Below are 25747 nucleotides of genomic sequence, written 5' to 3' on the forward strand. Positions count from 1 at the left end.
GGTATCACTGGCATTTATGTTAATGTGGCTGCCAATGTATTGTTGAGTAATTTATGTACAGCAAAGATCAACAGCCCTAACCTCTTGTTGCTTTTTACAGCTTACGATAGTAATAAAGACAATAATATAAATGATCGTATGAAAAAGAAGACGCTGATGAGTGATTTTAAATTATGGGGCTGGGATAAAAAACACATACCATACTCCAGTGTATCAAGGCAAAATACTGATCCTCTCAAAAATATTAGAGATTACCCTTCTTTATTATTTTATTGTTTTGGTAATAGTATTGTTCATATTGTTCAAGCGATATCCAGCCGTTGGCTGCCGAAGACGAATACAATTATGATATATTTGAATATATTCAAATAGTGCTTTATTAGACAACTTCCTCGTTTTATAGTAACAACCATGAATAATAGGGATTTTAGTGTATGAAAAAAACTTCCAACAACCGTATTATCCCAAACCTATTTACGGCACAAGGCTCATTAAACGGCACAATGGAAAATCTAAGAAATGCTTAAGAACTTATATAAATCATAGTGTTTAATGGTGGCCCTACTGCCTCTATACAAATAATAAATAATATTATTAATCAAATTATTATATAAAAATCACCTTTTAACGTATAACATAACGTATAACATTAACCTATATTAGTTGATTCTTAATTAAAGAATCATTTCAGCATTCGAAATTCAAAAGTTAAAAGAAAACTTCTTTTTTGCAATTTTATGACACTAACAACACTAACAAAATTAATTATTAATAATCAATACGTTATCAGTGTGTTATTATAGTGTTGTATGTTGTTAATGACATGGTAAAATGATATTAAACAACTACAGAATAGGATTAGTAAAATGGAGTATTGGACTTTAATTTGTAATATATTATCAACAATATCTGCATTAGGTGTATTGGTTTGTACTATTATTGGTTTTAAGTTTATTGGTAAACAAACTAACATAGCGAAAAATAAAGATATCTTATTTACTTTGCAAAAAGAAACATCAAGTTTACTTTTTGGTTATTATGAAAACCATAATCAATTCTATAATACATATCATGAATTAATATTAGAACTTAGTGACAATTCTATTATTCCACAAAATGTGGAAAAAACTCTGAATGATCGTAAGCTGATCATAGCTAATATGGAAAAATTGATATCAGAAAGAATAACTAAACCTCTCGAAGAATCAGCTATCAATGTTGGACTATATAAATGGTGGTTAGGGAAAGAATACTTAGATAGAATAAAAAAAATTAAAAAATCAAATGAATATGAATGCATAAAAAACAATTCAAAAGATTATGAAAAGCTAACTAAATGTTTTGAATCATGTGTGGTATTATATAGCGATGTGCAAAACCTTGCGAGGTTTGGTGATGAACTTTTTAAATGTCAAGCTAAATTAAAGCAAATTATAGATGAGTTTGTCAAAAGTTATGATTTTGTGACTAATGAATTTAATATTTTATTTGCAGAACTTGCAGAAGAAAAAGGTGTCTCATAATTCAATCCCCTTAAACTCATTCAATGCTTGTTTTTGTTCATCTGATAGGTTGATATCTATCTCACCATACTCAAGCAAGTAAGTACCGAATGACATTAGGAAAGCAACCGCAGGGTCAATCTTGTTGGCTGCTTTCTTTTTGTTGGGTTTAATATTTGCATTCGCATCGGTTTCCATCACTACATTACTTACCGCCCAAGAAAGGACAGGATCGCCATTGTGATTAATGCGTTTACGGCTGATAAATACCTCAGCCGTTTTTGACGTTGGGCTATAACGTGCATAGGTTTGAGGAAATGGCTCAACGTCTAAGCCAATATTTTGTAATTAAGTGCGTAATTGTGTGGCATTCCATACATCAAAGCCAATTAGCTTGATATTAAATTGCTCGCTATCTTTTAAAATATCATCCCGTATCTGGTCATAATCAATACAATCACCTTTAGTAACTCGTATCCATCCTTGATTAACCCATTTACGGTACATCTCACGGTTTTTATTGGCCACATTATTAAGCTGATATTCAGGAATGTAATGCCGTGTTAATAATCTTACCTCGGTTTCAAACGGAAACGAATAACAGACACTAGTAATATCACTAGTAGATGATAAATCTAATCCAGCATAGCAATCTAAGCCTTTTAAATCATCTTCTGAGTAATCAGCCTTACACGCAATCCAGCTACCAGTATTTACCCAAGGCGTGGCACCATTACACCAAATATTAAAGCGTTTAGTTAGCATTTCAACCCATTGCGAGGGTATGCCTCTGGCTTTCTTAATTGTGTCCTCTAAGGCAACCCTATCGACGGAGATATCAAGATTGGGATTGGCTTTTATCCATAAATTAGGGTTGTCGATTTCGCTCTCATCGTCCAGTTCGTAAATAAGTACAAATTGCGATTCGTTAACCTCGTCACCTGCTAGAATCTGGCAACAATAATCATAATGCTGTTTACAGGCTGATATTGTGTTACTGCCTGCGGTAGTGATAGCAAATAAAATCCCCTCAGGTCTTGCACCCATACCTAGCTCAAGGGCTGAATATACGCCATTATCAGGGTGTAGATGATATTCATCCACAATGGATAAGCTAGGATTAGTCCCCTCAATCGTTGCTGCTTTTGATGCTAAAGGACGTAATAGACTATTTTGCTTAGGATTGATGATTTTATGCTGTTGAATGGTGACCCTTTTCTTTATTGGCTTGCTTAATATGGCCATCTGTCTGGCATCATCAAACACGATTCGGGCTTGGTCACGGCTAACGGCTGCGGTATAGATATCTTGTTGTCCTTTTTCCATCACTAAGAACCAGTTAGCCAATATTGCCGCTGTTGTTGATTTGGCGTTTTTTCTCGGTACTTGTACATAGGCACTGCGATACTTGCGTAGCCCTGTGTTGATGTGCTTAAAACCCAGCAGATTAGCAAATAAAAATTGTTGCCACGGCTCTAAGTTAATAGGCTGACTTCTAAGGTGTCCTTTGACGTGAGGACAAACCTTTGAGAATGAGATAAATTTAGTGACTATCTCACTATCAAAGTAATAATTTGGATTATCTAAATCAATAAAATAGCGATTTACTGCTTGTTTTAAGCGTTTACAAGCAGAAATATCCCCATTTTTAACAGATAATGCGTAATTATGCCAAGCGGTCAAGCTCGTCTTCCTCTTCAACTTCTACGGGATTTTTGCGACGACTAACAGGATCGAAGCCCAGTAATGAGGCCATTTTAATCATAATTTTTTCAGCTTCTGACTTTGCACTTAATGCAGGGTTACGGCTTTCTGTGCCTTGTGAGTTAACGATTGAAAACCCACGCTTTGCAATGTCTTCCATTGCTTTGCGATACATTGAATAATTAACGCAATATAGCTCTAAGTTAGTCCAGTCGGCTGGCTGAATATCATCACGCTGTGCTAAGTGGTCGGCTCTGAGTTTCCATTGCTCTTTAGCTAATTTATCTAAATATTTGGGTGCTTTCATCTTATTATTTTTCCTCTACTTTCTAAAAAATCACCGTGCGTAAAAATTTGAGGAGGGGGGCGGTCTTTTAGCGCTTTGAATTTCTTTAAATAACTCCCCCCACCCCTTATATTGTTCATTAATTAATCGATATGCAAAAATGCACATCCCTAGCGGTTAGCGCCATAACCTCGTTTATCTATTACTCTTGTCTTATAGCTATGACAATCACGGCATAATGGTTGATGATTACTTGCTTGCCAAAAGAGAGGATCACTTTGTCCATCCTCAACTGGTTTGATATGGTCTATCACAGTAGCAGGAGTAAGTAATCCTTTATCATTACACATCTTGCATAGTGGGTTATGCCTAAGGTACTCAGCTCGATATATTTGCCATCGATGATTATAGCCTCGTTGTGCTGCTGTTCCTCGTGCTTTATCTTGCTGTTTATCTCTTCTATGCTCATCACATCGCCCTGATTTAACACGGTTACGACAATTAGGATATGAACATCTTTTTAATGGTTGTATTGGCATCATTCACCTAATAGATAGCTGGGTCACGGTAAACGCTCCAAAGCATATCAACAGTATGGGGCACTTCCTTAATTGTTAAGTCGGCAATCGTTTCTCTATTGGCATATAACGATCCAATATAAAGTAAACATCCTACTTTAATCGCTGGTGTAAATTCCAAGCCATTATCAAATCTTTTCCCTATATGCTTTTGACAAGCTTCTATTGCAGCATCAATATATAATTGTAATAGTGTATCTTCATCTACATCATCATAATCAATACGACAATGTGCTTTAACTTCATGTAAAGTAATCAAGTTATTCATTATCGATCTCCTTTTTCACTTCAACAGTTTGCTTCCATGCCTGACTAAATTCTTCGCCTCCCTCATAAGGAGGTAATCCCTCTTTTAGTCGTGCTTCATTAGGATTCATTACTCCTGATTTAATCGCAATATTATAACTGTTAAAGCGATCTATCGGACTGGTACGCATCAGATCGGATGTATCAAACTCAATTAGATAACGGCTTTTATCTTCGCTAACATCTATCATCAAGGCATCTTTTAACTGCTGTTCAAAATTAGTTAACCATGGTCTTAACGTCAATGTTAAAAATGAGCGTGTGGCTTCTGAAAAGTTACTGTATGAGCTATGGGAATATTCTTGTATAAACATCGGGCTAATGTTAAAAATACGTGCAATATCTTCAATAGTAAACCGCCTGCTTTGCAACCACTCGGCATCTTGATTACTCATACCTAATTGCTCGTATTTCATACCGCCCTCAAGGATAGGCGTTTTCCCTGCATTTTTTGCCCCTTTATAACGCTCTAATGCGTTTAAGGCTTTTTTGCCTTTTGCATCGTCCATCCATTCAGCCATTGAAACATAACCACTAGCCATTAAGCCATTTTTCATGACAGATGAGCCATGGCGTTGCTGTGCTAGCCCCAATCCTATTGCTTCACGGCAAATAGTAACAGGTGAACGCCCAATAAAGCCGTCATCACTCGCATAACGTAAATGTAATACCTCATCTTGTAAGTAATTTGTGACATTACCATCCTCATCGACAATGGAGTAAGCATAACGCCCATTACCCAATCGTTTTGGGGTAACGGCATAAGGTGGGAAGCTTTCAAGCCCACTAGGTCGCCCATCATTACCCCAGTGAATGACCGCATAAGCATTACCACCTAATAAACAGTGGCGCATCATCGTGCGTTTAAACTGGTAAGGTGTCTGTTTGGTGTTTGGCATCTCATTTAGCAAATATTCAACAGGATGGCTTGATATGCGTTCACGTTCGCCTTTTTTGTTAAGCTTGTAGAGATAACACGGCATTGAGGCAAGGGCTTCACTGATTACCGTGACCGCATTCATCACGGCTGGTAATGCCTCGGCTGAGCTAGGCGATACATATTCGCCCGAATTTGTATTAGGCAAGCCAAGGTAAGAGATTAACTCGTCAACCGTCATGCTTCGTTGCTCTTTCTTCTTACGGCTAAATAATCCCATGTTTATAACTCCATAAGGTCAAGCCATGCTTTACTTAAATCAGGCTGTAATTTTGTTTTAGCTTCAAGCATCGAGCGTTTAGCAATTTGGATATCACTTTCTTGGTAGGCGGGTATACTGGTGACCGTCACCTCAAATAATTCGGCTGCGCTGACAGTTCTTAAACAAGGCTCTTGATTAAAATCCCATGATTCTTGAGTAGCCATAAACCCAAACGACATACCTCGAATATCACCACGTCCAACACTGACAAGCAAATCACGCCCTAATTGAGTATCGGGTGGTGTAAGCTCAAACCTTAATCCGATATCATCCTCATTAAGAATTAATGTATTTGAAGTAGTACGACCTAATAAAGACTTTGGATCATGCTCAAATAAAGCACGAATATCAGGATTATTATTTAATGATTGGCTAAAAGCCCTAGGAGCGAATTGCTCATAAAAATCACCCCATATTAATTGCGATCGGCTGTTCCACTTAACCACATAACCCACTAGTTTAGTATCGTCTCGTGTTATTTCGGTGCTTCTAATTTCATATTTTTTCTTATCCATATCAACCTCAAAGGGGCATATAGCCCCTGTTATTATTTACCTGCTGATAGTTTTAAGATTTTGATAGCGTTAGAATCAACCAAACCACCGCCTAAATATTTATCGGTATGGACTTTATAGAATCCTGGTTCTGTGATATTGTCGGGTCTGGTTCTTACCCCTGTTTCATGATCAACAATGTAGTAACCCCGTTTAAAGTCACCCACCGCAACAACGGCACCCGTATCATTCATATTTTCTAAATAATGAACAGGTTTACCTAACAGCATATCAGGATCGCCTGCTTTCAAACCATCACGCCAAATATAATCACCATTACCATTTTTAAGTTTTTGTAATGTTGCTGCAGTATTTGAGTTCATTACCCATACAGCATTTTTACGGTATTTCTTCTTAAGTTTGAAAAGTAAATCAATTAAACTATCCGCCGTGATTGCGGTAGTTGTCATCTTTTCTAGTGTGCCAAATGGACGCACTTTATCGGCTTGTGCTGCTTGCGGATAAGCAAGGAATCCTTTAGCTTTTTTAGTGCCATTACCATTAATTAAGTCTAATTCTTCGGTTTCGACAAAAGTATCTTTGATTTCATCGGTTAACCAACTTAAGACATCCAAATCACTAAAGTCTAAGATTTCTTGCGTTGTTTTAGGATAAGCATAAATCGGGTATAACTTGATTGATACTTCTTCAAGTTTTGGGGTAGCGGTTTCCGTTCTAGCTATTCCCTCTTCGCCGTGATTAACCGCTGCGCCACCTACAGATACCAGTTTTTTATATTCGTTTGAACCGATTTTTTTAACCGTACAAATCGCACGCATTTCCGATTCATCCGATAACTGGCGCATGATTTCTTTATCTAACTCAGGAATAACCGTATAACCGCCGTCAGCAGGTACGCCAGTCGATAATGAACGGCTTTCACCCGTGCGGATATAGTTACGTAACTCTTCATTAGTAAGTTTTTTATCGACGGGCTTACCTTTATCCGCAAGGCTACGCTCTTCATTGGCTAAGGTTTCATAGTTAGCAATATCTGTATTGAGTTGCTCAACATCAGCCTTAATGGTATCAAATTGTTTTTTTTCCTCAGGGGTCATACTGCGGTTTTCTTGCTCTGCTTTGTCAAGCATTGAGCGCATTTCGGTTACTTTGGTTGCTTTTAATTGACGTAATTCAATCAGTTTTTTCATATCTATATTTACCTGTATTAATAAATTATTAACAGCGAGATATGAAAGGCTTTGAAAGTTGATAGTGGTTAAACTATAGAAGGTGCTGCGCTTTGGTTTTAGACTGCCATATCTGCGCTAATTCGTGGTTATTCTATTAACCCAAATAGCAGTCTAACAAAACAAAATAATATTGTTAATTCAATGAATTAGATAAAATCCACCTGAAAGCATGAAAACAAAATTATTTTATTTGTATTAGCCAATAATCAATTCTATTTGGTATATCACTAACAATTCTCTTCATTTCGCCACTAGGTTTGGCGTTACTTTTTAGGCTATCTAATAAATAAAAATAAACATCATCTAAAGCGGGGAAAATAAAATATTCCTCTAATTCAGTTAATTCATTATTAGTTCGTTTCTTATCCAAAATTTTGCGCTGGTTTTGCACATACATTTTTAGATTGCTAAATTCGTTTGTTATTTGATTTATTTTAATAGGATCATGCAACATTTCATCTAATGCAATCGCCATAATTTTAGTATCAATTAGTCTTTTCATTTTGTTACCTTTTATTATAGTTAATATTATTTTCTTCTAACGCAGCATCAGGGAACCAGTCATTACACTTATCATAATCAAGGTGTAAGTTAGTCCTGCGTCCCTCACTATGCCTTGCTCTTATAATGACTTCTACATCATATTCTTTCATGGCTGATGGTAAAGCATTAACAAAGTTTCGAAGCGATAATGGATTTTTCAAGTTATTATTTTCGATAAAAGTAATATAGGCATGATACAAAAACCGCTTAAACTGTATGGGTGTCGAGTATTTACCTATCATCATTCCATCGGGTTTATCTGTAGCAAAAAGATAACTACAAAAATCAATCAGTGGGTTAGTTAATCGTTTCACTTCGATAGCCTCCGATGATTTTTGCTGTTTAATTAGTAATGATTTAGCCTTGCTATCATCCTTAAAATAGTTAAAAAGATGCCGAATAATAACGGATAACTCTGCGCTAATTTTATCTTTAAGATTAGGATCTCTTTCGTTAGCTGGGACAGGCTCGCCAAAGTGAAAAATAACCCTACGCCGTGAGATACCACCATCATCATTACTAAATGTCATAGGGTTATTGTTAATCGCTAATATAACCCCCTGTATCTTAGTTGAATAAGGCTTCTTATATTTTTCATCTATCGCCACCTCATCACCTCCAGTAATCGCCTTGATACCGTTACCCTCACCGATATATTTGGCTTGGTCAGGTAAGATGATTAATGATTGCCCAACAATAAGCGACCTTTCTCTTGGTTTTTCTAAGGCTTCCATATTTGCCGATACCGTATTATTCTTGCCTGCTAGCATGGTAGCAATCTCAGCAAAAACACTTTTACCGCTACCGCCTGCGCCTGTAACCTCTAAGAATAATTGCCAGTCATAACGATTGGCTAAAATCATGTATAGCGCAGCTTTTATCGCATCCATTTTGATTTTATCTTTTTTAGCTGAGCGTGATAACCACTGATAAAAATGTGGTGCATGACGTTCCAAGTTTTCATTAGATACACTATCAACATAATCAACATTATTAATTGATTGTAACCAATGGCTTTTAGAATGAGGCTTAAACGCACGAGCTTGTAAATCAAAAACGCCATTTTTAAACCCGATTAAATTTCTAGCTTGTTCACCTTTTAACGGTATCTGTAGCTTCATGGTGTCAATGGTTGATTTAACCCCTTTTTCTGAATAATGCGCTTTTGCTTGCCTGAATAGCTGAACTAATTCACGCTTTAGATCCATTTCAGCAATCATCTGCCAAACATTATCCTTATATTGATAGACTTCATTAGTAAGCATATCTAAAGCAAGATTATTGTCATAGTGCTCTATAAGTACATCTGCTTTCTGGCTAGCTTGCATTTGCGATAAGTCGGGAACGGGATTATGGGCATTTTTCGTAATGCCAACGTCTTGACTTTTACCTTGTAAGTTACATTCAGCTTTTTTGATATTGCTGTCAAATACCGCTGTAGTTTTATTCATGCCATGTTGTTGCCTATAATCATCCCAATCACATTTATAATCTGTATCAGGAACGGAGTAATAACCATTTACCGCTTGAGCTGCTTCTATTGCTTTAGCTAAGCCCGTATTAGGGCTTTGACCAATATCGTTATCACCTGCAATAATGATTTTAGCGGTAGGCTTTAACTCACGAATGTCTTTAGCTACATGAATAAGATTACCTGCGTCAATAGCGGATATAACAATAGACTGTTGGCGGAATTCCGCTATCGATATCCCTGTGGCTAAACCCTCACAGATAATAATTTCATTGTGTGCGAGCAAATTTGCGCACACCTCGGCAGGTCTACTCAAAATTGAGCTGGCTAAAATAAAAGCCCCTTTTTTGCTCGAGCCTTTCATTAAGTGCTTGCTGCCGTCTAGCTCAATAAATTGACCGCCTGCGTATTCATTATGAAGATTCAGCATGGGCACAAAAATGCGCCCGTTATCTAACAAGGGTAAGTCAAAGGTTAACCCTTTCTTGGCCAGGTAATCTGATTGCCCTAATGTTGCTTTAGATAGCAAATACTCAACCTTTTTACATACGGGATTATCTGGTATGTTATCATTATGTAATTGTTCAGAATCTATTTTTCTAAATACGAGATTTTCCCGTATTTTGTTATTCTGATTAGACAGATTTAAACACTCCGCTACTTTACTCGATGCTTCTTTAGCGTCACAGTGATAATAGTTTTTGATAAGCTCTAAGCCGTCACCACTACCGCACTGGTTACAGATGTAAGTACCTCTACCATTTTGGTTATCAAATCTAAATCTATCCTTACCTCCACAAACAGGGCAGGGGCAATGCTTGCCATTACCCACCTCAATACCTAATGATTGAAAGATATAATCCCATTTACCTACGGCTTGGGTTGTAATTTCATTGATTTTCATCTTGTAACCCCTTGTGCTCGGTTTCGCTTCTAAATAGCTTTTTAGAATCGTTAATCAAGTCTGATACAGCATCAAGGGCATAAGCTCGTAACTCATCATTAATTGGCATATCAGAATCACAATCAAGCATTAAAAGCGTGGTGATAGCATCAGCTTGCCCTAGTTTTGTATTGATAGTATTTATTGCGTCCAGTGAGATATTAGCCATTATTCTTATCCTCCGTTAACCCGTACCCCTGTAACTCATCAAAAGCTTGCTCTACTAAATCAACGATAACCCACAGTAAATTACTCATATCGGTTTGTTCGATAAAAGGCTCGTCATATCCTGCGCACTTATAATTAGTGTTATCCAAAGCGATTTTAGCCATGCTCCGAACTTGAATAAGTTTAGATTCAACATTACAAATTAACTGATCATTATTCATGGCTATAACCTCCAAAGCCTCTGGCTCTTTCAATAACTGGATATAAGCGAATTCTAGCAATAAAGATAAGGGATGATTTGCCTAGGCTCTTGCGTGCTTGGCGTTCGGTTGTTGCCGTTGTTTGGACTACTTGAGCCATTGATAGGTCATAGAATTTATATAGTTTGGGTTGTCTTGCGCATAGGTGTACGCTATCATAGCGGTTAGCCATAATCATTACCTCTGTTAATGTTATTGTGGTTAGATCCCTTGATAGTGTTGCGAGCACATCAGGGGATTGTTTTTTGTGGTACTTACCTCTATAATGGTTCATACCATTCATATTTGATCTACCATAAAGGTATGCACCAATGCAAGAGAAAAAAGATAAGAAGAAAACTGACCGCTCAAACAGCACGAGAAAAATTATTAGATTTGAAGACAACCTACTAAAGGAAATTGAGCGACAAACAAATAAAAACGGGGAATCATTCTCTGGCTGGGTGAAAACTGCATGTAAAATGAGATTGGGAGAATAATTTATGAAAAAAATAGTATTATTTATTATAGTAATCGCTATTGCTGGGTATTTTGTATATAATAAATGGAATACTCCTTGCTCGCCGAAGGATGTTCTCTGCCAAAAGAAAGAATAACTAAAATCTTTTCGAACGCTTCCGAAATCTACCCAATTTTTTAACTCTGCGCTATTATAAGAACGTGCTTTAAATGCGTGACGCTTTGGCACAATCTCAATGCATTTAATTATTTCTACTGTCATTGAAAATTCCTTATTAATTGATTTGAGTGATTGAATAGAGGCAACTGTAACAGGTTGCCTTTTTTATTAAATCAATTCGGGTTGGTATTTTGCCCATAACGCTTTTTCCTCTGCGATTAAATTAGCTTTCCATTTTTTACAAGCTTCTAAATTACGTCCTCTTCTGCTTGATTCAATACGATATTCTTTTTCACGTTTAGCATGATCATTCAAGAAAGCCCAAGGCACACCATAAGCACCAGTTTTACGAATTGTTGGAATAACTTCACCAAATACCCAGTTACTAAATCGATAAGCAAATGTTCCTTGTTGAATTGCTTTTCTGCTTCTAGCGATCAACTTGTAAAATCCTGATTCAGATACAGCTAACAATTTTCTTGCCCCACCTCTTTTGCCTGAATGACTATAACTTAAAGTTAGGGTCATTAATTCAAGGCTATTTAATGATTTAATTGCTTTGGTTGGATTGCTATGCTCTAACGCCAAACACACATCGTTAGCAATAAACCAAGGTTCACCCAAATGAGTAATGATTCTTACTTCGATGCCATCAAATTTAATTACACTCAATTCATCTTGTTTAACAATCATCTTAGTAGCTCCCATTAGCAAACCCTCGGCGTTTAGTCGGTTGATTTATCTTTGCTACTGCTGGAGGGTTGTCTATCCAGTGAAGTAATTCCACTAATGACCAACCGCAAGAATTAGCTCCTAACGATTTTCTTAATGGATATTTACCTTCTTTCTCAAGTTGCCAAGCAGTAGAACGGGCGATACTTGTAATTTTGTATCTTTCATTTTCACGAACAAGGCGATCATATTGGATACCGTATTTATCCCTAATGGCTTTGTGTTGTTCTGGAGTGATTGAATATGACATTGAAAGCCCCCTTACTGTACTCGGTTGCTTTCTAAATAGGTTTTAACTTCGGCCATATCGTAAACTACTCGACGCTTGCCAACTTTAATACCTTTGGGGAAATTTGGATCGTAGCGTAATGTATTCTTAGCACAACCTAAGATTAACGCCAGTTCATCAAGGGAATAATATTTAGGAGTATTTAACTGCATTTCTTACCTCATTAAGTTCATTTGTGTTTAACTAATGAGGTAATTATGTCGTTTATGGAAGTTTGTTTTCAGTGGTGGGGATAGGTAGGATTTCCCACCCCCTACTAAAAGCTAAGTTTTACACCTGTTTCTGGGTTAAATAAATCAAAATCATCTACTGGTTTATTCCCGTGTTTATTTGTACCTTTTAGCTCTTCTGCTGTCTTTATGTTAGTATCTTTAAACCAATCTTTCATTACTGTGCTATAGGCTTTACCTGAAATATTAGCTATCTTAGATGCAAGTCTTGATTTAGGAATGTGGATATTTTGTTGTAAATAATGATTCTGAGTATATATAGCAACATTAATCCAGTATCTTTGATCATTGGGTAGATCGCATCCTGATGGATCAATAAATCTATCAATATCTTCACGCATAACAAATAAGTTATTTAAATGAACTTTTAATCCATCAATTGAACATGCATCATCAATAATAACAATATCTTTTGTTTTTGGGTGGTGTAAATGGCAGAACCCTGCTGTTATTAATCCGTTTCTTTCTCTTTCATTAACAAAATCAGGAGATATTATATAAACAGTTTCATGAACAAACCTAGTTGATTTCATTGGACTAATAATAAAAGCACCATATCCTTTTCCTTTAACGTTGACATGGTCATTTTCTCGCTGAATTCTAACGTTGTACAATTGGGTGATATCATCATTGTAAAAATGTGTTCCATATTGGAAAAATTTTTTCCCTAAACCACCATAATCACATTGATAATTGATAACTATTTTTTCACCTTGAAGCATATAATAAAAATTAATTTGCTCTGATAACCAACAATCGACCAGATCATCAGTTGTACAATCTAATTCATTGCATGCACGTTCTAAATTTATATATGGTCTTTTCGGTAATAAAGCCATTGTTTCCCTCAAACACGAGCACCCTAACCTAATGAAGAAGTTACGCCAGTTCGTTAGGGTTACGAATGTTCAGGAGCTACCCTAGGCGTAACTAATTTAATTTACTGAATATATTTAAATATAATTACATCACCACTGGATAAAATTACATATGTTTTTCATATCACTTTTTAGAGAAATCTGGCTAGCCAAAGGAAAGGCTCTCATTTAGAAATCAGTACGGATTTAAAATCAAACCTAATGACATAATTTAATGTTATATATGTTATTATTATCTTTTAATAACACTTAAAAAAATATATATAAATCAATTATATTATGTTATTAGTGTTGTTAGTGTTATTAAAAATAATATATAAAGTATATTCCTATATAAGAGGCAATAAAAAACCAGTCTAGTTGACTGGCTTAATATATGGCTATGGCAAAACTAATCATTAACGGTTTTCAAAGCATTACTCCCTAATAAAGACACATTCCCTTGGCTTGCTTGCTCTACAAAATCACCCCACCAATTCATTAATTCACGACGTTGCTCAAGATAATTTGCTCGGTTATAAATACGCCTAACTTCATTTTTATCAGCATGAGCCAAAGATGCCTCTATCAAGTCAGGATTAAAGCCTTGTTCATTTAATGCCGTGCTTGCTAATGACCTTAACCCATGAGAAACAAGGCGACCACCAAACCCCATCCTTTTAATGGCCATATTAACTGTTTGGCTACTCATAGGCTTATTAATAGAACCTTTCATACTTGGGAATACGAATTCTTTATGACTGGTTATAGGTAGCATGATTTCAAGTATCTTTATAGCCTGATATGGTAGCGGAATAATATGATCTCGCTTCATTTTCATTTTACTAGCAGGAATTGTCCAAATCCTTTGTTTGATATCTATTTCCTCCCATAAAGCACCTACTGCCTCACTTGGTCTTGTGATAGTCAATAATTGCCATTCTATTAAGCATCTGGTTTGTAATTCTATATTAGCCAAAGAAAGGGCTTGCATAAAATCAGGCAGTTCATCAGGTCGAATACTTGGCATATTTGTAGGTGTTGGGCTTTCAAATACTTTGCCTACTTTAATTAACTTGTTAGATTCTATTAATTCATAATTAACAGCATAATCCATTATTTTATTAACTCGCCTAATTACTCGTTTTATCATATCGAATTTTCTAGCTGCTTTTAATGGAGCTAATATATTAATAAATAGTGTCGGGGTTATATCTGTTATTAGTGTATTACCAAGATAAGGGAAAACATGATTTTCTAGTGACTGCCAACTTTTTTTAATTGTCTCATCCTTATAACCTTGTGACTTCTCCAATATAAGCCAATCATCGGCCACACTTTTAAGTGTTCTTATCTTTTGAGTATTGATTAACTCTTTTTCTAATGGGTCTTTATTTTGCCTAATTAAATCTCTGGATTCATTACGAAGATTTCTAGCATCAATTAAACTAACTTGAGGATAATGGCCAAAACTAATTAATGCCCTTTTTTTAGTTGATGGACGAATATAATTAAAGCGCCATATTTTAGAACCAGTCTTTTTAATCAGCAAATATAATCCGTCTCCATCAGATAAAGTGTAATCCTTTTCTTTTGGCTTGGCGTTTTTAATTTGTGTATCAGTAAGAGGCTTAACTATTTTTACCATGTTATACAACTCGATGTTATATTCAAACGTATAACATAATATATAACATAAAAGTTTGAATTTTGCTAAATCAGGATGAACTTAGTTGAACAGTAAATTAACTGGAAAGCTTGTTAGATAAAGGTTTTTTGAACGTTTTTAAACTTACTTGATTCTTGCGATGGTGGCCCCTACTGGACTTGAACCAGTGACCAATCGATTATGAGTCGAACCAAACAACTAATTGATTTTAATATTTAAATAATTTCTACGTATTAATAAATCTCATAATAGAGGGATAGATATTGTTAACAAATAATAAATAAATTAAAAATTTTGTCAACATTAATAATCACCAATTATTGTATAATTACTAATGTATTACTACTAGTATTCTATATCAATTACATTGAATACTAGTAGTAAACCATTATTGAATAATTTTCATAATCAATAAACAATTATTTATATAATTAACCATTATTTTAATTGATTAAAATGCTCATCTAAACAAGATCTTAATTGATCATGATCTGTTACTATATATTCTAATGTTGTTGATAACGATGAATGCCCTAATAGCTCCTTTACTAATGTTACATTTCGATCGGGTTGTTTCATCAGATTTGTTGCTAATGTATGTCTGAACCTATGTGGGCTGACTTTAACATTGCAAACTTTTGATAATCGCTGAAAAAACGCATCTATTCGATCAAAATTCATTTCTTTGTAAAAATCACATTTACCATTTTTAAAATGATAAATATTAAATAGCTGCATGTTCGGTTTTTTATTTAACATTTTTAATTGTTTCTTTAATTCAACAATATCTTGAAAAACATCGTCAATTAGTGGGATTTCTCGTTCGTTATGAGTTTTCGAGCCCTCTTCTCTTAAAAAAAGTTTTTTATCTTTATCATTAATATCACAAATACGAATATGCAACAATTGATTACGTCGAATACCTGTATATTGCAAAATTTTAATCAGTGTTATCCAAAATTGGGCTGGATAACAAAAATCTCTTGGTGATTCTTTTAGCTGTTTTTCTTTAAGAAAACTTAAACAAATATCAATATCTGCTTGTGATATAGTCTTTTTGGCTTTCTTCCCTGGTTTTATTAACATCTTATCAAATGGATTTTTTTTTGAATAACTAAGCCTTGTTCTATACCAAATCCCATTAACGCTTTAAAATGACGACAATAACTATTCCATGTTACATGTTTACATTGTCTGACTTCCAAAATATGGCTTCTAAAGTTTGATACTGTTTTATGGTTAATTGAGTTAATATTTGTAAAATCACTATTAAAAAATCGAGTAAATGCTTCAATATACCTTCTATAATTATAGATAGTTTGTTTACGCAATTGTTTAAATTCTAGATATACTATGAGCAATTCCTGCCAAGACATTTTTTCTTTTGTTATTTCCATAAATACTCCTGATTCTCATTTTCTCACTAATTGTTTTTGTAAATATTAACATCATGAATTAATGTTAGATGTGGATTATCAGGGAAATTATTCTCAATAGCAAATAATGGTTTGTTATCAATTAAATAACCTTTGATAAAAGTATGGCTCTTTCTTTTTCCCGAAATGAAGCATTTCCAGATGTTAAATCCTTCATCACTAAATTTGGTATGAATTTTTAAATTTTGGAATTCACGTTGTAATTGTTTCCAGTTGCTATCATCATCATTACCATTTATATATAAACTGTATTTTCTAAAAATTTTGGGAGTTACCATGAATATTTTACTGTCAACAGTATGAATGCACGCATTTTGGTTATTAACTGGTAATTTTTTACCAATAATTTGACTTCTAACCCATTTAAAAAATGGGTGATTATAGATATCATCATTATCTAATGTGTTAGAAATACACTCATTTGAAATAGAAATATTATTATTTTTTAAATCATTTTCTTTTATTTGACGATCCGCTTTGGAATTGTCACAATCATCATGATTATCAGCCATATCTGTTTCAGATATCTCAGTATTTGTTTTTTCATTAGAAAATAGGTTTAATATTATATCTTGCATTCTAGAAGCTTTGTCATCTACAGACTCAGATGCAATGTTTAATTTAGACTCTTCTTTAACCTCCTCCGTTGAAATATTATCAGGTATGGAGTTAAGATTATCTGCTTCTGTTGCTTCTGTTAACAGTGGAGTGATTGAACCCTTGAATGGTTCTGGAGCATTAGTAATATTATGAAAAGCCACATTGGCAGGTATACGGATAAGTGTTAGTTTTTCAGCAACCCAACCACTATCAGATTCAATTTTACACGGCCAAATAGTTTTATCTTCATTTGCTATTGCTATCCCGTGCTCTTTTAGTATATTAAATATTTTTGCATTATCAGTAGGTATATCAGTTATACCGTTTTGCAGCAAATTAGCTTTCATTTTATCGGTAAATGATTTGCTAATAACCCAAACATCTTTTCCATCAAACCAACCATCACAGGCTTTTGGGCCATTCAACACTAATTCTGATTCAATTAAATACCTTATCGAAACAATCATTTTACTCATTAGTGATACTGGTTTACTTAGTATTTTTGTCGGATCTCCACCTAGATTATTCGATACAGAAAACATATCTGCTTTTTGTATAATTTCGGATAATACGCCAGCTTTTTCAGTATGGCCTGAACATAAACTTAAAAAAGATTTAAACAATTCAGGGAATTGTGATAACCAAATGATACTTTCATCTGGTAAAATTCGTTTAATCATCAATGCTGCAGCACTCGGATGAAGAGAGTAATCCCTATCTTTTTTATAATTAAACCGATACGGTAAATCTAAATTGCTTTTCCACGGATACCAAATTTTGCCATCGTTCATTTCAACATGAACATCTACAACAACTTTACCTATGTCATGTAACAATGCACCGTATACAACTGCCGCACTCCAAGCCTGAGCTTGCCTTGGAATATCTTCTGCGTTAGCTCCAAGTAAGTAAGATTGCCTCAACTTCAATGCATAATTTGCCACCTCAAGTCCGTGATCAATCATACCACCTGTATACGAATGATGGTGTGCCTCCGAAGCGGGCAGTAATTGCACTATTTCAACATAATTATTGATAACATCCATATATAATTTATTAAACCGCTGTTGATCAATTGATACTCGTTGCCAAATTAGTGAGATCAGCTTTTTTCGAGAAGGTGTATCAAGCAATTCTGTTGCCGATTTTGGAATATACCAGTCTTCCAATGATGATGAATTCTCATGAGTACTGATACTCTCTTGTTTATTTTTAACAATTAACTTTTTTAAGAAATGAAGCATAATCAATACAATTTTTAAATACCTGTATATTTATCAATATAAACTTGATGAACCATATTTAATATAGAAAAATAAATATTCATATTGCGAATTTTTACTTAATTAGTATAATTAGTTCGTTTCCGCTACTTTTAGTAGCAAACAACGAGAAGATGATCGTTAATTCTCAGACGTTGCCAATAAAATGGGACGTTCCTTTTTTAAGGTGATCACATCCCAACAGCCAACAAACTCACTACTTTCGTAGGTTGGTAACATCTATTGGATGTTGAGTTCTTATAAACTTACTTTTTACTCACCCATAGGGGAATTTTATCCCTATTGGGCATAAATTCTCCTTTTTATTGACTTAATTTTGGAGAATATTATGACTAACTTAACTAATAACACAGTAACTAAACAATTTTTTGATTTACATACAACTGGAATTGGCTATTTAAACCGAATCCGTGAAGTTAAAGTCAAAAATGGTAAACCTTATTTATCATGTACAATCGCAGCACTAAGGGGAAATTGCCAAAACGCCGAATATACCTACATTAACTGTAACGTTACTGGTGAAAAAGCAAAAAGCTTAGTTGAAAAATGCATTGAAGCAAATAAAGCCAACAAAAAAATCTTAATCAGTTTTTGCGTCGGTGATATCTATGCTGAAACATTTACATACAGCACTGGAGTTAAAAAAGGAGACGTTGGAATCAATTTAAAAGCTCGATTACTAAAAATCTCCAGCCTTAAAATTGATGGTGAACTTAAATATTCGGATAAAATCGAACATTTAGAAAATCAAAGTGAACCTCATGACGAAGAACTCAATAATGTTGCGTAACAATTAACAACTCAAAAAAAGCAAGGAAACTTGCTTTTTTAATTGTTAAATCAGTTGCTTCAACTCTCCATTTGTGATGAAATTCCTCACAGGAAAAGGCTTATATGATAAAAAGTTTTGAACATAAAGAACTGGAACTTTTTTTGAAACTGGTTCAACTAGAGGTATTGGAGCATTTATGGAAATGTTTAACCCTTCACATCCAGGTGAAATTTTATTAGACGAAATTTTACCTAATACATTAAATATGACTATTACTGATTTTGCTAAACATCTAGGTTTTTCACGTGAAACAATATCAAAAGTGTTACATGGTAAAGCCCCTATTTCACCAACCCTAGCTTGGCGATTAGAACTAGCTGGAATTAGCACTGCAAGAATGTGGTTATCATTACAATCCCAGTATGATTTATGGCAAATTAAACACAAATCAAACCAACCAGAAATAATTCGTTTAGTTCCGTGCATTGACGAAGATGAGGATATTCTTAGAATTGCCGAAGATAGACTCAGAAATCCAGGTAAAATTATTGAGGTGAATGTGGATGACCTTTAAAGTCGTGTTCGATGAAAAGGCATTTAAAGAATGGAATAAATTAGATCGGAGTATACAGCTTCAATTTAAAAAAAAGTTAAAAAAACTTCAGATTAACCCCTATATTGAATCAGCTAAGTTAAGTGGTTCACTGTCTGGGTGTTTCAAAATAAAATTGAGGTCATCTGGATTCAGAATGGTCTATAAAGTTATTGATGAGCTTATTATTATCAAAGTGTTAGCGATAGGTAAGCGAGAATCTTTAAATGTTTACAACGATGCAAAGCAGCGCATTAATTAAATCGTTATACTAATTTTTCCGCTACTTTTAGTAGCAAACAACGAGAAGATGATCGTTAATTCTCAGACATAGCCAGTAAAATGGTATGTTCCTTTTAATTAAGGTGATCACATCCCAACAGCCAACAAACTCACTACTTTCGTAGGTTGGTAACATCTGTTTGATGTTGAGTTCTTATAAACTTATCTTTTACTCACCCATAGGGGAATTTTATCCCTATTGGGCATAAATTCTCCTTTTTATTGACTTAATTTTGGAGAATTATCATGACAATTAATTACATTAAAGACTTATTTACAAGTAATTATGGATTTAAACTAGAGATCAATTTCACTGACAATAATCAGGTCGAAATTATCACTTCTGAGCGTAGTTTCAATTCAATTATTGAGGCTGAAAATGAAATTACTCACTTTCTTGGTGATATTTGGATGGATGGTGAAATTAATAATCGTCCGTGTGAAGTTAAACGTGCATCAATAGTAGACAATTCTACCCAGAACATAGTAATTAGCGGCTTAGTAAATGTAGTATTAGTTCATTGGCAGTTAAACCCAACAACTAATTTCATCGAATATCTGAAACGCAAATTACCTATTGTTCGTAATATTGAAATAGCTAAACTCATTGATCTAACTCGTTATGAATTAGCTTTATAAAAACTCTACACATTCCATTAGGAGAATACTCCTAATGGAGTGTTCTCCATCAATTAAACTATAGGAGAACACTTATGTATATTGAAAATAAACTTGATAATGATACTAGTAAACGACTCTATCTTAGAGATGACATTATAAAGATTGATGACGATATATTATCTAATATTAAACGATATGATTTGATTAATTCATTCTCTGATGGAGAAGGCGTTGAATTTAATCTCTATCTATCAAAAATGGAAGATTGGTTGATGAAACAATGGCAATGTAATAATTTAAATGATTTCAATCATAAAATTGCTAGCCGTTTCAATTCATCTTATAAAGAAATTTTATCATCAGGAGATTATACACAATGTTTTTTGATTTGCTTTTTGGAGCATTTAAAAGAATTAGGTCATAATGCCTATTTTGATTTGTATTCTGAAGCTGTATTAAGTATTGATGGTGAAATTATTGATAATATCTGTCTCTTAATTAGTTAAAACATTCACAATAAAAAGCAAGGAAACTTGCTTTTTTTACAACAATGATGTAATACATACTAAGAAATAAATTATAATTCTTTGTTTTTCGACTAAGGAAAAAATAAATGAGGCATTTAATAATTTATCCAGACATTAAAGCAAGGGCAATCAAGAACCCGTCTGAAGAGGATTATTTACGTTATGAAAATACTGATCATGGTCTACTTGATGATGATACATTTGGAGAGTTAACTAAACGAAAAATTCAAGAGTTATTCAAGACTCAAAGCTATGTTGAACAAGTTGGAAATGAAATCTGGCGAGTTAAACCAGATGGTTCTCGAGAACTCGTAAAAAGGATTTTTAAAATTGAATGTAATTAACAATACTAATGAAACTAAACTGAATGATCTAACATTTCTTATTATTTGAAATAAGTAAGCAAACTAAAATATATCTAATTGGATTACAGGATATATGATAAAATCACTTAAGATAGAAGTATCAGCTAGAACTTAAATTAATCGTCCAATTTATTGAACAATATGTAGTTTATTATTAATACGATCATAAACTATATTTTTCGTAATAAAGTTTATATGCGAATGAATAAAATCTTATTACGAAAAATATAGAAGATACAAATGGTTTAGTTTTTATATCTAATTCATCTCCTCTCGGCCATTTCTCAAAAAACATATATGGGATAAAATAGTTGGATAATATTAAGGAGAAATTGATGAGCAAAAAACATACATACATAAGTCTTTTTTCATCTGCCGGAGTCGGATGTTATGGGTTTAAATTAAATAATTATGAATGTATTGCAACTAATGAATTAATTGAAAGAAGAATTAATATTCAAAAAATTAATAAAAAGTGTCGTTTTGATTCTGGATATATTAATGGTGATATTAAACAAGATGAAATCAAACAACGTATTTATCTAGAAATTCAGCGTTGGCAAAAGTTAGGTTATCATCGTGTTGATGTCGTCATTGCAACACCTCCTTGTCAAGGTATGAGTGTTGCTAATCATAAGAAAAAAGAAAATGAAATTGAGCGAAATAGCCTTGTAGTTGAAAGTGTAAATATAATAAAAAATATTCGTCCATATTTTTTTATTTTAGAAAATGTTCAGGCATTTTGGAAAACAGGTTGTACAAATAATCAAGGAGAATTGGTTGCTATTGGCGATTTAATCTTAGCTGAATTGGCAACGGATTATAAAATTGAACATCGAATTATCAATTTTAAGAATTATGGTTCAAATTCATCTCGCACAAGAACTTTAGTAATTGGAGTGGATAAAAATTTATCACATTCCCCTAGCCAATTTTTTCCTGATGAACGTGATGAAGTTACTCTTAAGAAAGTAATTGGCAACATGAAATCACTTGATTGGGGAGAATATGATAATAATGATTTTTATCATAGTTTTCGTGTTTACCCTGAACATATGCGAGCTTGGATAACTGATATTAAGCAAGGGCAAAGTGCTTTTGATAACGTTGAATTAAATAAACGTCCTCATAAAATTGTAAATGGTGAAATAGTGCTTAACAAATCCAAAAATGGGGATAAATACACTCGCCAACTTTATGATAAAGTCGCTCCGTGTATTCATACTAGAAATGATCAACTAGCAAGCCAAAATACTGTACATCCAATAGATGATCGTGTCTTTTCTATTCGTGAATTAATGAAATTAATGACTATCCCTGATCAATTTAAATGGGTCGATATATCATTAGAAACATTGAATAATTTATCTTTAGCAGAAAAACAAAAAATTTCTAAGAAAAATGAGATGAATATTCGTCAAAGCATTGGGGAAGCTGTACCAACAGCAATATTTAAAACGGTTGCGGAAAAAATTAAGCAAGTAATTTGATATGACAGAGAAAGAAATATTACAACTGATCGAAAGACATGAACTTAATGATGAAAACTGTTTATCTAATTACCTTTTATCACAACTTAAAAATAACACTATAGATACTACGGTACTTTCTCGTATTATTGAATTAAGTAATAGTGAAAGAGAAAATTATTCTGCTTATTATACAAACCCTTTTATTATTCAAGAAATCATTAATTATTTACCTGATTTTTTGGAAAAATCACAACTACATATTTGTGAACCATCAGTAGGTGCAGGTAATTTCTTACCTTTCTTATTTGAGAAATATAAGCATATCCCAAAAGTGAAATTCACGTTAATCGATATTAACCCCAAAACTTTAGAATGGGTAAAATTAATTTATAATCAACAAAGATTACCCGAAAATATTGAATTAGAATTTATTTGTAATGATTTTATGTTATATCAACCAGAGAGAAAGTTTGATTTAATAATTGGTAATCCGCCTTTTACAAAGCTAAAAAGAACAGACCTTAGTTTATTTGATATAGAAAACTATAGCCAAAATGTCAAAAATCTCTCGGCCTTTTTCCTTGAAAAATCGTTACAATGTGCAGACGTTATTTCTTTAATTATGCCTAAAAATTTACTTAATACTCCTGAATATAAGGAAACGAGAGAAAAGCTAACAAATAATAAGATCCAATCTATTTTGGATTTTGGTGAATTAGGTTTTAAAGGTGTATTGGTAGAAACAATCAATATAATTTGTAATTTGAAAGAAAATAATCAAAGAAATATTGATGTATGTTCTTTACCTAAAAAACTAAAATTAATCCAAAAAGCAAATTATATTTTTGATTCTGCTTTACCTTATTGGGTTATATATCGGGATCAAGATTTTGATAAGGTGTTTAAAAAGTTAAAATTTAACCAGTTTACTGTTTTCAGAGATCGTCAAATTACAAATGAAAATTTGTCATTAGTAAAAAAACATTCAGAACAAGTTAGAGTATTAAAATCTAGAAATATTAGTGATTTAGGTGATAAAATTATAGATATAGAAAATTATGATGCTTATATTGAGCAAACAAAATTAATGAAATTATCCGTTGCTAAATATTTTGATCGTGAAGATGTTTATTTAACACCAAATATGACATATAAGCCTAGGTTAATGCGAAAACAAAAAGGCTACATTATGAATGGTTCAGTTGCAGTATTAATACCTAAATTTTCATATCATCTATCAGATGATGAATTAAAATATTATGCAAGTTCTGAATTTAGACATTTTTATCAAATAGCAAGGAATTATCAGACAAGATCGTTAAATATTGATGCTAATAGCGTTTTTTGGTTTGGTTTAAAAAATAGGGAGATAAAATGAGTAATGACTTTATTCAAAATTTCTTATCAAAATATGATTACGATGTGAAACTATCAGGTAATGCGCGTTGGATTGATCAAAAATGCACTTATGATGTTGTGCAAATTATTGCTGACTGTATTCTAGAATATACACAATCAAGCACATCAACCTCTTTTACAGTTAAAGACATTTGGGATAGTAAATATGCTCAGGAAAATGTGCAAACGATATTTTCAAAACCAGATCCTAGCCAAAAATCACGCAATGAATATGATAAGTATTTTGGACAACCTATTAAGTTACTCGCTTATAGTCGAATTTTAATTGAAACTAAAGTTAGTACTAGGTACTTATATCGAATTAATAACCTTGAATTATTACAACATATTGCTTTACGTCCATTAAATACACTGAATTTCCTTACTCATTATATCGAAAAAGTATTAAAAGACAGTGGATTGGCTACTAGTTTTAATGATTTTCTTAAAGTCCAAAATAAAGAGAGTTATCAACAATTAAAAGATACGTTTACATCATTTACGATTGACAACACACCGATTAACGGTAGTATAGAGTGTGGACGAATTTTTACAAAAATTATCAATCCATTAGCATTCAAATATAAAAAGCGGGGAACAGAAAGAGGACATATATCTAAAAACCTAATTACACTGCAAGATCTCACTTATAATCGCTTAAATTGGCGAGATCAACTATCTGGAAAGTCGAAACAAATTTCACGTCAAGAACACCAATCACTAGAACAACAACAATCAAAAAATTACCACGAATATTTGGTACAGAAAGCTAAAAAAGATGTGCGTAAATTTAACGATCTATATCGAAACGGAAAATCTGAAGTGTATCAATTAGGTGAAGATATTTTAGCAAGCCAGATTCATCATATTTTCACAAAGTCTGATTTTCCTGAAATTGCAGATTACCTTGAAAATTTAATTGCTATAACACCAAATCAACATTTTGGCATGGCACACCCTGAAAATAAGACCGCTTATATTGATAAAAATTTTCAGTACATCTGTTTAATTGCTAAATGTTCATCTATTATGGAAAATTTAACTCATTCAAAGGGCATAAAAATCTATGATTTCGAAGATTATCGTTTTGTATTAAACGTTGGCTTTAAAACCGATAAATTTAATTATATTCCCCCATTAGATTTTGCATCTATAATTAAACAAATTGATTTTTTCTGTAGTGATTATTTAGGAGGTGCATATTCAGCTCTTGTGGAAAGTAATTATCCAGTAATATAAAAACTAGAAAATATTTCCCATTAAACTATACAAAAATGGGGAACATGTTGTTGATGA

Annotated in this window: 29 protein-coding genes, 1 tRNA gene and 3 pseudogenes; 11 read left to right on the forward strand and 22 right to left on the reverse strand. The window is 33.3% G+C overall.

What is annotated here, in order from left to right; all coding sequences use genetic code 11:
* Positions 1–372: hypothetical protein (locus ACGH80_RS09630; protein ID WP_411578798.1), on the forward strand; the 372-nt coding region annotated here is incomplete at its 5' end.
* Positions 373–381: 9 nt separating this feature from the next.
* Here ACGH80_RS09630 and ACGH80_RS09635 read toward each other — a convergent pair.
* Positions 382–426, reverse strand: a pseudogene (locus ACGH80_RS09635) (hypothetical protein); the annotation flags it as partial.
* A 440-nt stretch (positions 427–866) separates the two neighbouring features.
* On the opposite strand from ACGH80_RS09635, the gene ACGH80_RS09640 reads away from it, so the two are divergent.
* Positions 867–1523: a hypothetical protein gene (locus ACGH80_RS09640; RefSeq protein ID WP_411631052.1), complete on the forward strand. Its 657-nt coding sequence runs from the start codon at positions 867–869 to the stop codon at positions 1521–1523.
* Here ACGH80_RS09640 and ACGH80_RS09645 read toward each other — a convergent pair.
* The 12 genes and pseudogenes from ACGH80_RS09645 to ACGH80_RS09700 form a co-directional block, all read right to left on the reverse strand.
* Positions 1518–3185: pseudogene (locus ACGH80_RS09645) on the reverse strand (terminase large subunit). The gene ACGH80_RS09640 and the pseudogene ACGH80_RS09645 overlap by 6 nt on opposite strands.
* Positions 3169–3513, reverse strand: a complete 345-nt coding sequence (locus ACGH80_RS09650; RefSeq protein WP_065639115.1) for a phage terminase small subunit P27 family — start codon at positions 3511–3513, stop codon at positions 3169–3171. Before ACGH80_RS09650 ends, ACGH80_RS09645 begins: the two are co-directional and overlap by 17 nt.
* A 149-nt stretch (positions 3514–3662) precedes the next feature.
* The gene (locus tag ACGH80_RS09655) at positions 3663–4031 is read right to left on the reverse strand and encodes an HNH endonuclease signature motif containing protein (protein ID WP_065639114.1); all 369 of its coding nucleotides are present in this window, start codon (positions 4029–4031) and stop codon (positions 3663–3665) included.
* A 7-nt stretch (positions 4032–4038) separates the two neighbouring features.
* Entirely contained in the window at positions 4039–4338 is a 300-nt protein-coding gene (locus ACGH80_RS09660; RefSeq protein WP_174798137.1) for a head-tail connector protein, read from the reverse strand.
* A complete protein-coding gene (locus tag ACGH80_RS09665) occupies positions 4331–5533 on the reverse strand; it encodes a phage portal protein (protein WP_411631055.1) in 1203 nt (400 codons plus the stop codon). Before ACGH80_RS09665 ends, ACGH80_RS09660 begins: the two co-directional genes overlap by 8 nt.
* A gap of 2 nt (positions 5534–5535) precedes the next feature.
* On the reverse strand, positions 5536–6090 hold the full coding sequence (locus tag ACGH80_RS09670) for an HK97 family phage prohead protease (protein WP_411631057.1): 555 nt from the start codon (positions 6088–6090) through the stop codon (positions 5536–5538).
* 32 nt (positions 6091–6122) lie between these two features.
* Positions 6123–7280: a phage major capsid protein gene (locus ACGH80_RS09675; protein WP_411631058.1), complete on the reverse strand. Its 1158-nt coding sequence runs from the start codon at positions 7278–7280 to the stop codon at positions 6123–6125.
* A gap of 223 nt (positions 7281–7503) precedes the next feature.
* Positions 7504–7824, reverse strand: a complete 321-nt coding sequence (locus tag ACGH80_RS09680; protein ID WP_065560015.1) for a hypothetical protein — start codon at positions 7822–7824, stop codon at positions 7504–7506.
* A 4-nt stretch (positions 7825–7828) separates the two neighbouring features.
* Complete coding sequence (locus ACGH80_RS09685; protein WP_296207389.1) at positions 7829–10240, reverse strand: phage/plasmid primase, P4 family; 2412 nt, start codon at positions 10238–10240, stop codon at positions 7829–7831.
* Positions 10227–10448, reverse strand: a complete 222-nt coding sequence (locus ACGH80_RS09690) for a hypothetical protein (RefSeq protein WP_296207387.1) — start codon at positions 10446–10448, stop codon at positions 10227–10229. Before ACGH80_RS09690 ends, ACGH80_RS09685 begins: the two co-directional genes overlap by 14 nt.
* Positions 10441–10668 carry a hypothetical protein gene (locus ACGH80_RS09695; protein ID WP_065636761.1) on the reverse strand — a complete coding sequence of 76 codons (228 nt, stop codon included), beginning with the start codon at positions 10666–10668 and terminating at the stop codon, positions 10441–10443. Before ACGH80_RS09695 ends, ACGH80_RS09690 begins: the two co-directional genes overlap by 8 nt.
* A complete protein-coding gene (locus tag ACGH80_RS09700) occupies positions 10661–10990 on the reverse strand; it encodes a host cell division inhibitor Icd-like protein (protein ID WP_296207386.1) in 330 nt (109 codons plus the stop codon). The genes ACGH80_RS09695 and ACGH80_RS09700 overlap by 8 nt, the downstream gene beginning before the upstream one ends.
* A 28-nt stretch (positions 10991–11018) precedes the next feature.
* On the opposite strand from ACGH80_RS09700, the gene ACGH80_RS09705 reads away from it, so the two are divergent.
* Positions 11019–11186, forward strand: a complete 168-nt coding sequence (locus tag ACGH80_RS09705) for a YlcI/YnfO family protein (RefSeq protein WP_065566595.1) — start codon at positions 11019–11021, stop codon at positions 11184–11186.
* A gap of 308 nt (positions 11187–11494) precedes the next feature.
* Here ACGH80_RS09705 and ACGH80_RS09710 read toward each other — a convergent pair whose 3' ends face one another.
* The 9 genes from ACGH80_RS09710 to mobH form a co-directional block, all read right to left on the reverse strand.
* Positions 11495–12019, reverse strand: coding sequence for a Bro-N domain-containing protein (locus ACGH80_RS09710; RefSeq protein ID WP_296207384.1), 525 nt, complete (start codon positions 12017–12019; stop codon positions 11495–11497).
* A 1-nt stretch (position 12020) separates the two neighbouring features.
* A complete protein-coding gene (locus tag ACGH80_RS09715) occupies positions 12021–12308 on the reverse strand; it encodes a helix-turn-helix transcriptional regulator (RefSeq protein ID WP_065560022.1) in 288 nt (95 codons plus the stop codon).
* An 11-nt stretch (positions 12309–12319) separates the two neighbouring features.
* On the reverse strand, positions 12320–12499 hold the full coding sequence (locus tag ACGH80_RS09720; protein ID WP_065569266.1) for a helix-turn-helix transcriptional regulator: 180 nt from the start codon (positions 12497–12499) through the stop codon (positions 12320–12322).
* 104 nt (positions 12500–12603) lie between these two features.
* Positions 12604–13416 carry a hypothetical protein gene (locus tag ACGH80_RS09725; RefSeq protein WP_411631062.1) on the reverse strand — a complete coding sequence of 271 codons (813 nt, stop codon included), beginning with the start codon at positions 13414–13416 and terminating at the stop codon, positions 12604–12606.
* A 430-nt stretch (positions 13417–13846) separates the two neighbouring features.
* Positions 13847–15082 carry an integrase domain-containing protein gene (locus ACGH80_RS09730; RefSeq protein ID WP_411631064.1) on the reverse strand — a complete coding sequence of 412 codons (1236 nt, stop codon included), beginning with the start codon at positions 15080–15082 and terminating at the stop codon, positions 13847–13849.
* A gap of 161 nt (positions 15083–15243) precedes the next feature.
* Positions 15244–15312 (reverse strand) — tRNA-Met (locus ACGH80_RS09735).
* Between the two features lie 229 nt (positions 15313–15541).
* Positions 15542–16189: a site-specific integrase gene (locus ACGH80_RS09740; RefSeq protein WP_174798342.1), complete on the reverse strand. Its 648-nt coding sequence runs from the start codon at positions 16187–16189 to the stop codon at positions 15542–15544.
* A complete protein-coding gene (locus ACGH80_RS09745; protein ID WP_174798343.1) occupies positions 16183–16500 on the reverse strand; it encodes a phage integrase SAM-like domain-containing protein in 318 nt (105 codons plus the stop codon). The genes ACGH80_RS09740 and ACGH80_RS09745 overlap by 7 nt, the downstream gene beginning before the upstream one ends.
* 26 nt (positions 16501–16526) lie before the next feature.
* Complete coding sequence (gene mobH, locus ACGH80_RS09750) at positions 16527–18383, reverse strand: MobH family relaxase (RefSeq protein ID WP_174798344.1); 1857 nt, start codon at positions 18381–18383, stop codon at positions 16527–16529.
* A 367-nt stretch (positions 18384–18750) separates the two neighbouring features.
* Between mobH and ACGH80_RS09755 the strand changes: the two genes are divergently transcribed.
* The 8 genes and pseudogenes from ACGH80_RS09755 (at position 18751) to ACGH80_RS09790 (ending at position 25690) form a co-directional block, all read left to right on the forward strand.
* The gene (locus tag ACGH80_RS09755; protein ID WP_296302663.1) at positions 18751–19212 is read left to right on the forward strand and encodes an STY4534 family ICE replication protein; all 462 of its coding nucleotides are present in this window, start codon (positions 18751–18753) and stop codon (positions 19210–19212) included.
* 178 nt (positions 19213–19390) lie between these two features.
* The gene (locus ACGH80_RS09760; protein ID WP_174798346.1) at positions 19391–19768 is read left to right on the forward strand and encodes a HigA family addiction module antitoxin; all 378 of its coding nucleotides are present in this window, start codon (positions 19391–19393) and stop codon (positions 19766–19768) included.
* Positions 19758–20048, forward strand: a complete 291-nt coding sequence (locus tag ACGH80_RS09765) for a type II toxin-antitoxin system RelE family toxin (RefSeq protein ID WP_065583136.1) — start codon at positions 19758–19760, stop codon at positions 20046–20048. The genes ACGH80_RS09760 and ACGH80_RS09765 overlap by 11 nt, the downstream gene beginning before the upstream one ends.
* 266 nt (positions 20049–20314) lie before the next feature.
* Positions 20315–20707 (forward strand): hypothetical protein, encoded by a 393-nt coding sequence (locus tag ACGH80_RS09770; RefSeq protein WP_174798347.1) that lies wholly within the window; start codon positions 20315–20317, stop codon positions 20705–20707.
* Between the two features lie 74 nt (positions 20708–20781).
* Positions 20782–21195, forward strand: a complete 414-nt coding sequence (locus ACGH80_RS09775; RefSeq protein WP_174798348.1) for a hypothetical protein — start codon at positions 20782–20784, stop codon at positions 21193–21195.
* Positions 21196–21302: 107 nt separating this feature from the next.
* The gene (locus ACGH80_RS09780; protein ID WP_174798349.1) at positions 21303–21560 is read left to right on the forward strand and encodes a hypothetical protein; all 258 of its coding nucleotides are present in this window, start codon (positions 21303–21305) and stop codon (positions 21558–21560) included.
* A gap of 356 nt (positions 21561–21916) precedes the next feature.
* Positions 21917–24431 (forward strand): annotated as a pseudogene (locus ACGH80_RS09785) (DNA cytosine methyltransferase).
* Positions 24428–25690, forward strand: a complete 1263-nt coding sequence (locus ACGH80_RS09790) for a restriction endonuclease (protein ID WP_065637651.1) — start codon at positions 24428–24430, stop codon at positions 25688–25690. Before ACGH80_RS09785 ends, ACGH80_RS09790 begins: the two are co-directional and overlap by 4 nt.
* Positions 25691–25747: the final 57 nt, after the last annotated feature.

It is taken from the genome of Gilliamella sp. BG1, from assembly GCF_046635625.1.
In the GTDB taxonomy this organism is placed as follows: Bacteria; Pseudomonadota; Gammaproteobacteria; order Enterobacterales; family Orbaceae; genus Gilliamella; species Gilliamella bombi.

Bases quoted from the DNA above. Each gene is read 5' to 3' on its own strand.
- ACGH80_RS09675 (WP_411631058.1), bottom strand. From the start codon at position 7,280: ATGAAAAAACTGATTGAATTACGTCAATTAAAAGCAACCAAAGTAACC.
- ACGH80_RS09680 (WP_065560015.1), bottom strand. From the start codon at position 7,824: ATGAAAAGACTAATTGATACTAAAATTATGGCGATTGCATTAGATGAA.
- ACGH80_RS09775 (WP_174798348.1), top strand. From the start codon at position 20,782: ATGTATATTGAAAATAAACTTGATAATGATACTAGTAAACGACTCTAT.
- ACGH80_RS09725 (WP_411631062.1), bottom strand. From the start codon at position 13,416: ATGGCTTTATTACCGAAAAGACCATATATAAATTTAGAACGTGCATGC.
- ACGH80_RS09755 (WP_296302663.1), top strand. From the start codon at position 18,751: ATGACTAACTTAACTAATAACACAGTAACTAAACAATTTTTTGATTTA.
- ACGH80_RS09780 (WP_174798349.1), top strand. From the start codon at position 21,303: ATGAGGCATTTAATAATTTATCCAGACATTAAAGCAAGGGCAATCAAG.
- ACGH80_RS09770 (WP_174798347.1), top strand. From the start codon at position 20,315: ATGACAATTAATTACATTAAAGACTTATTTACAAGTAATTATGGATTT.
- ACGH80_RS09650 (WP_065639115.1), bottom strand. From the start codon at position 3,513: ATGAAAGCACCCAAATATTTAGATAAATTAGCTAAAGAGCAATGGAAA.
- ACGH80_RS09720 (WP_065569266.1), bottom strand. From the start codon at position 12,499: ATGCAGTTAAATACTCCTAAATATTATTCCCTTGATGAACTGGCGTTA.
- ACGH80_RS09710 (WP_296207384.1), bottom strand. From the start codon at position 12,019: ATGATTGTTAAACAAGATGAATTGAGTGTAATTAAATTTGATGGCATC.
- ACGH80_RS09670 (WP_411631057.1), bottom strand. From the start codon at position 6,090: ATGGATAAGAAAAAATATGAAATTAGAAGCACCGAAATAACACGAGAC.
- ACGH80_RS09665 (WP_411631055.1), bottom strand. From the start codon at position 5,533: ATGGGATTATTTAGCCGTAAGAAGAAAGAGCAACGAAGCATGACGGTT.
- ACGH80_RS09700 (WP_296207386.1), bottom strand. From the start codon at position 10,990: ATGAATGGTATGAACCATTATAGAGGTAAGTACCACAAAAAACAATCC.
- ACGH80_RS09745 (WP_174798343.1), bottom strand. From the start codon at position 16,500: ATGGAAATAACAAAAGAAAAAATGTCTTGGCAGGAATTGCTCATAGTA.
- ACGH80_RS09705 (WP_065566595.1), top strand. From the start codon at position 11,019: ATGCAAGAGAAAAAAGATAAGAAGAAAACTGACCGCTCAAACAGCACG.
- ACGH80_RS09790 (WP_065637651.1), top strand. From the start codon at position 24,428: ATGAGTAATGACTTTATTCAAAATTTCTTATCAAAATATGATTACGAT.
- ACGH80_RS09695 (WP_065636761.1), bottom strand. From the start codon at position 10,668: ATGAATAATGATCAGTTAATTTGTAATGTTGAATCTAAACTTATTCAA.
- ACGH80_RS09760 (WP_174798346.1), top strand. From the start codon at position 19,391: ATGGAAATGTTTAACCCTTCACATCCAGGTGAAATTTTATTAGACGAA.
- ACGH80_RS09690 (WP_296207387.1), bottom strand. From the start codon at position 10,448: ATGGCTAATATCTCACTGGACGCAATAAATACTATCAATACAAAACTA.
- ACGH80_RS09655 (WP_065639114.1), bottom strand. From the start codon at position 4,031: ATGCCAATACAACCATTAAAAAGATGTTCATATCCTAATTGTCGTAAC.
- ACGH80_RS09765 (WP_065583136.1), top strand. From the start codon at position 19,758: ATGACCTTTAAAGTCGTGTTCGATGAAAAGGCATTTAAAGAATGGAAT.
- ACGH80_RS09685 (WP_296207389.1), bottom strand. From the start codon at position 10,240: ATGAAAATCAATGAAATTACAACCCAAGCCGTAGGTAAATGGGATTAT.
- ACGH80_RS09660 (WP_174798137.1), bottom strand. From the start codon at position 4,338: ATGAATAACTTGATTACTTTACATGAAGTTAAAGCACATTGTCGTATT.
- ACGH80_RS09640 (WP_411631052.1), top strand. From the start codon at position 867: ATGGAGTATTGGACTTTAATTTGTAATATATTATCAACAATATCTGCA.
- ACGH80_RS09740 (WP_174798342.1), bottom strand. From the start codon at position 16,189: ATGTTAATAAAACCAGGGAAGAAAGCCAAAAAGACTATATCACAAGCA.
- ACGH80_RS09715 (WP_065560022.1), bottom strand. From the start codon at position 12,308: ATGTCATATTCAATCACTCCAGAACAACACAAAGCCATTAGGGATAAA.
- mobH (WP_174798344.1), bottom strand. From the start codon at position 18,383: ATGCTTCATTTCTTAAAAAAGTTAATTGTTAAAAATAAACAAGAGAGT.
- ACGH80_RS09730 (WP_411631064.1), bottom strand. From the start codon at position 15,082: ATGGTAAAAATAGTTAAGCCTCTTACTGATACACAAATTAAAAACGCC.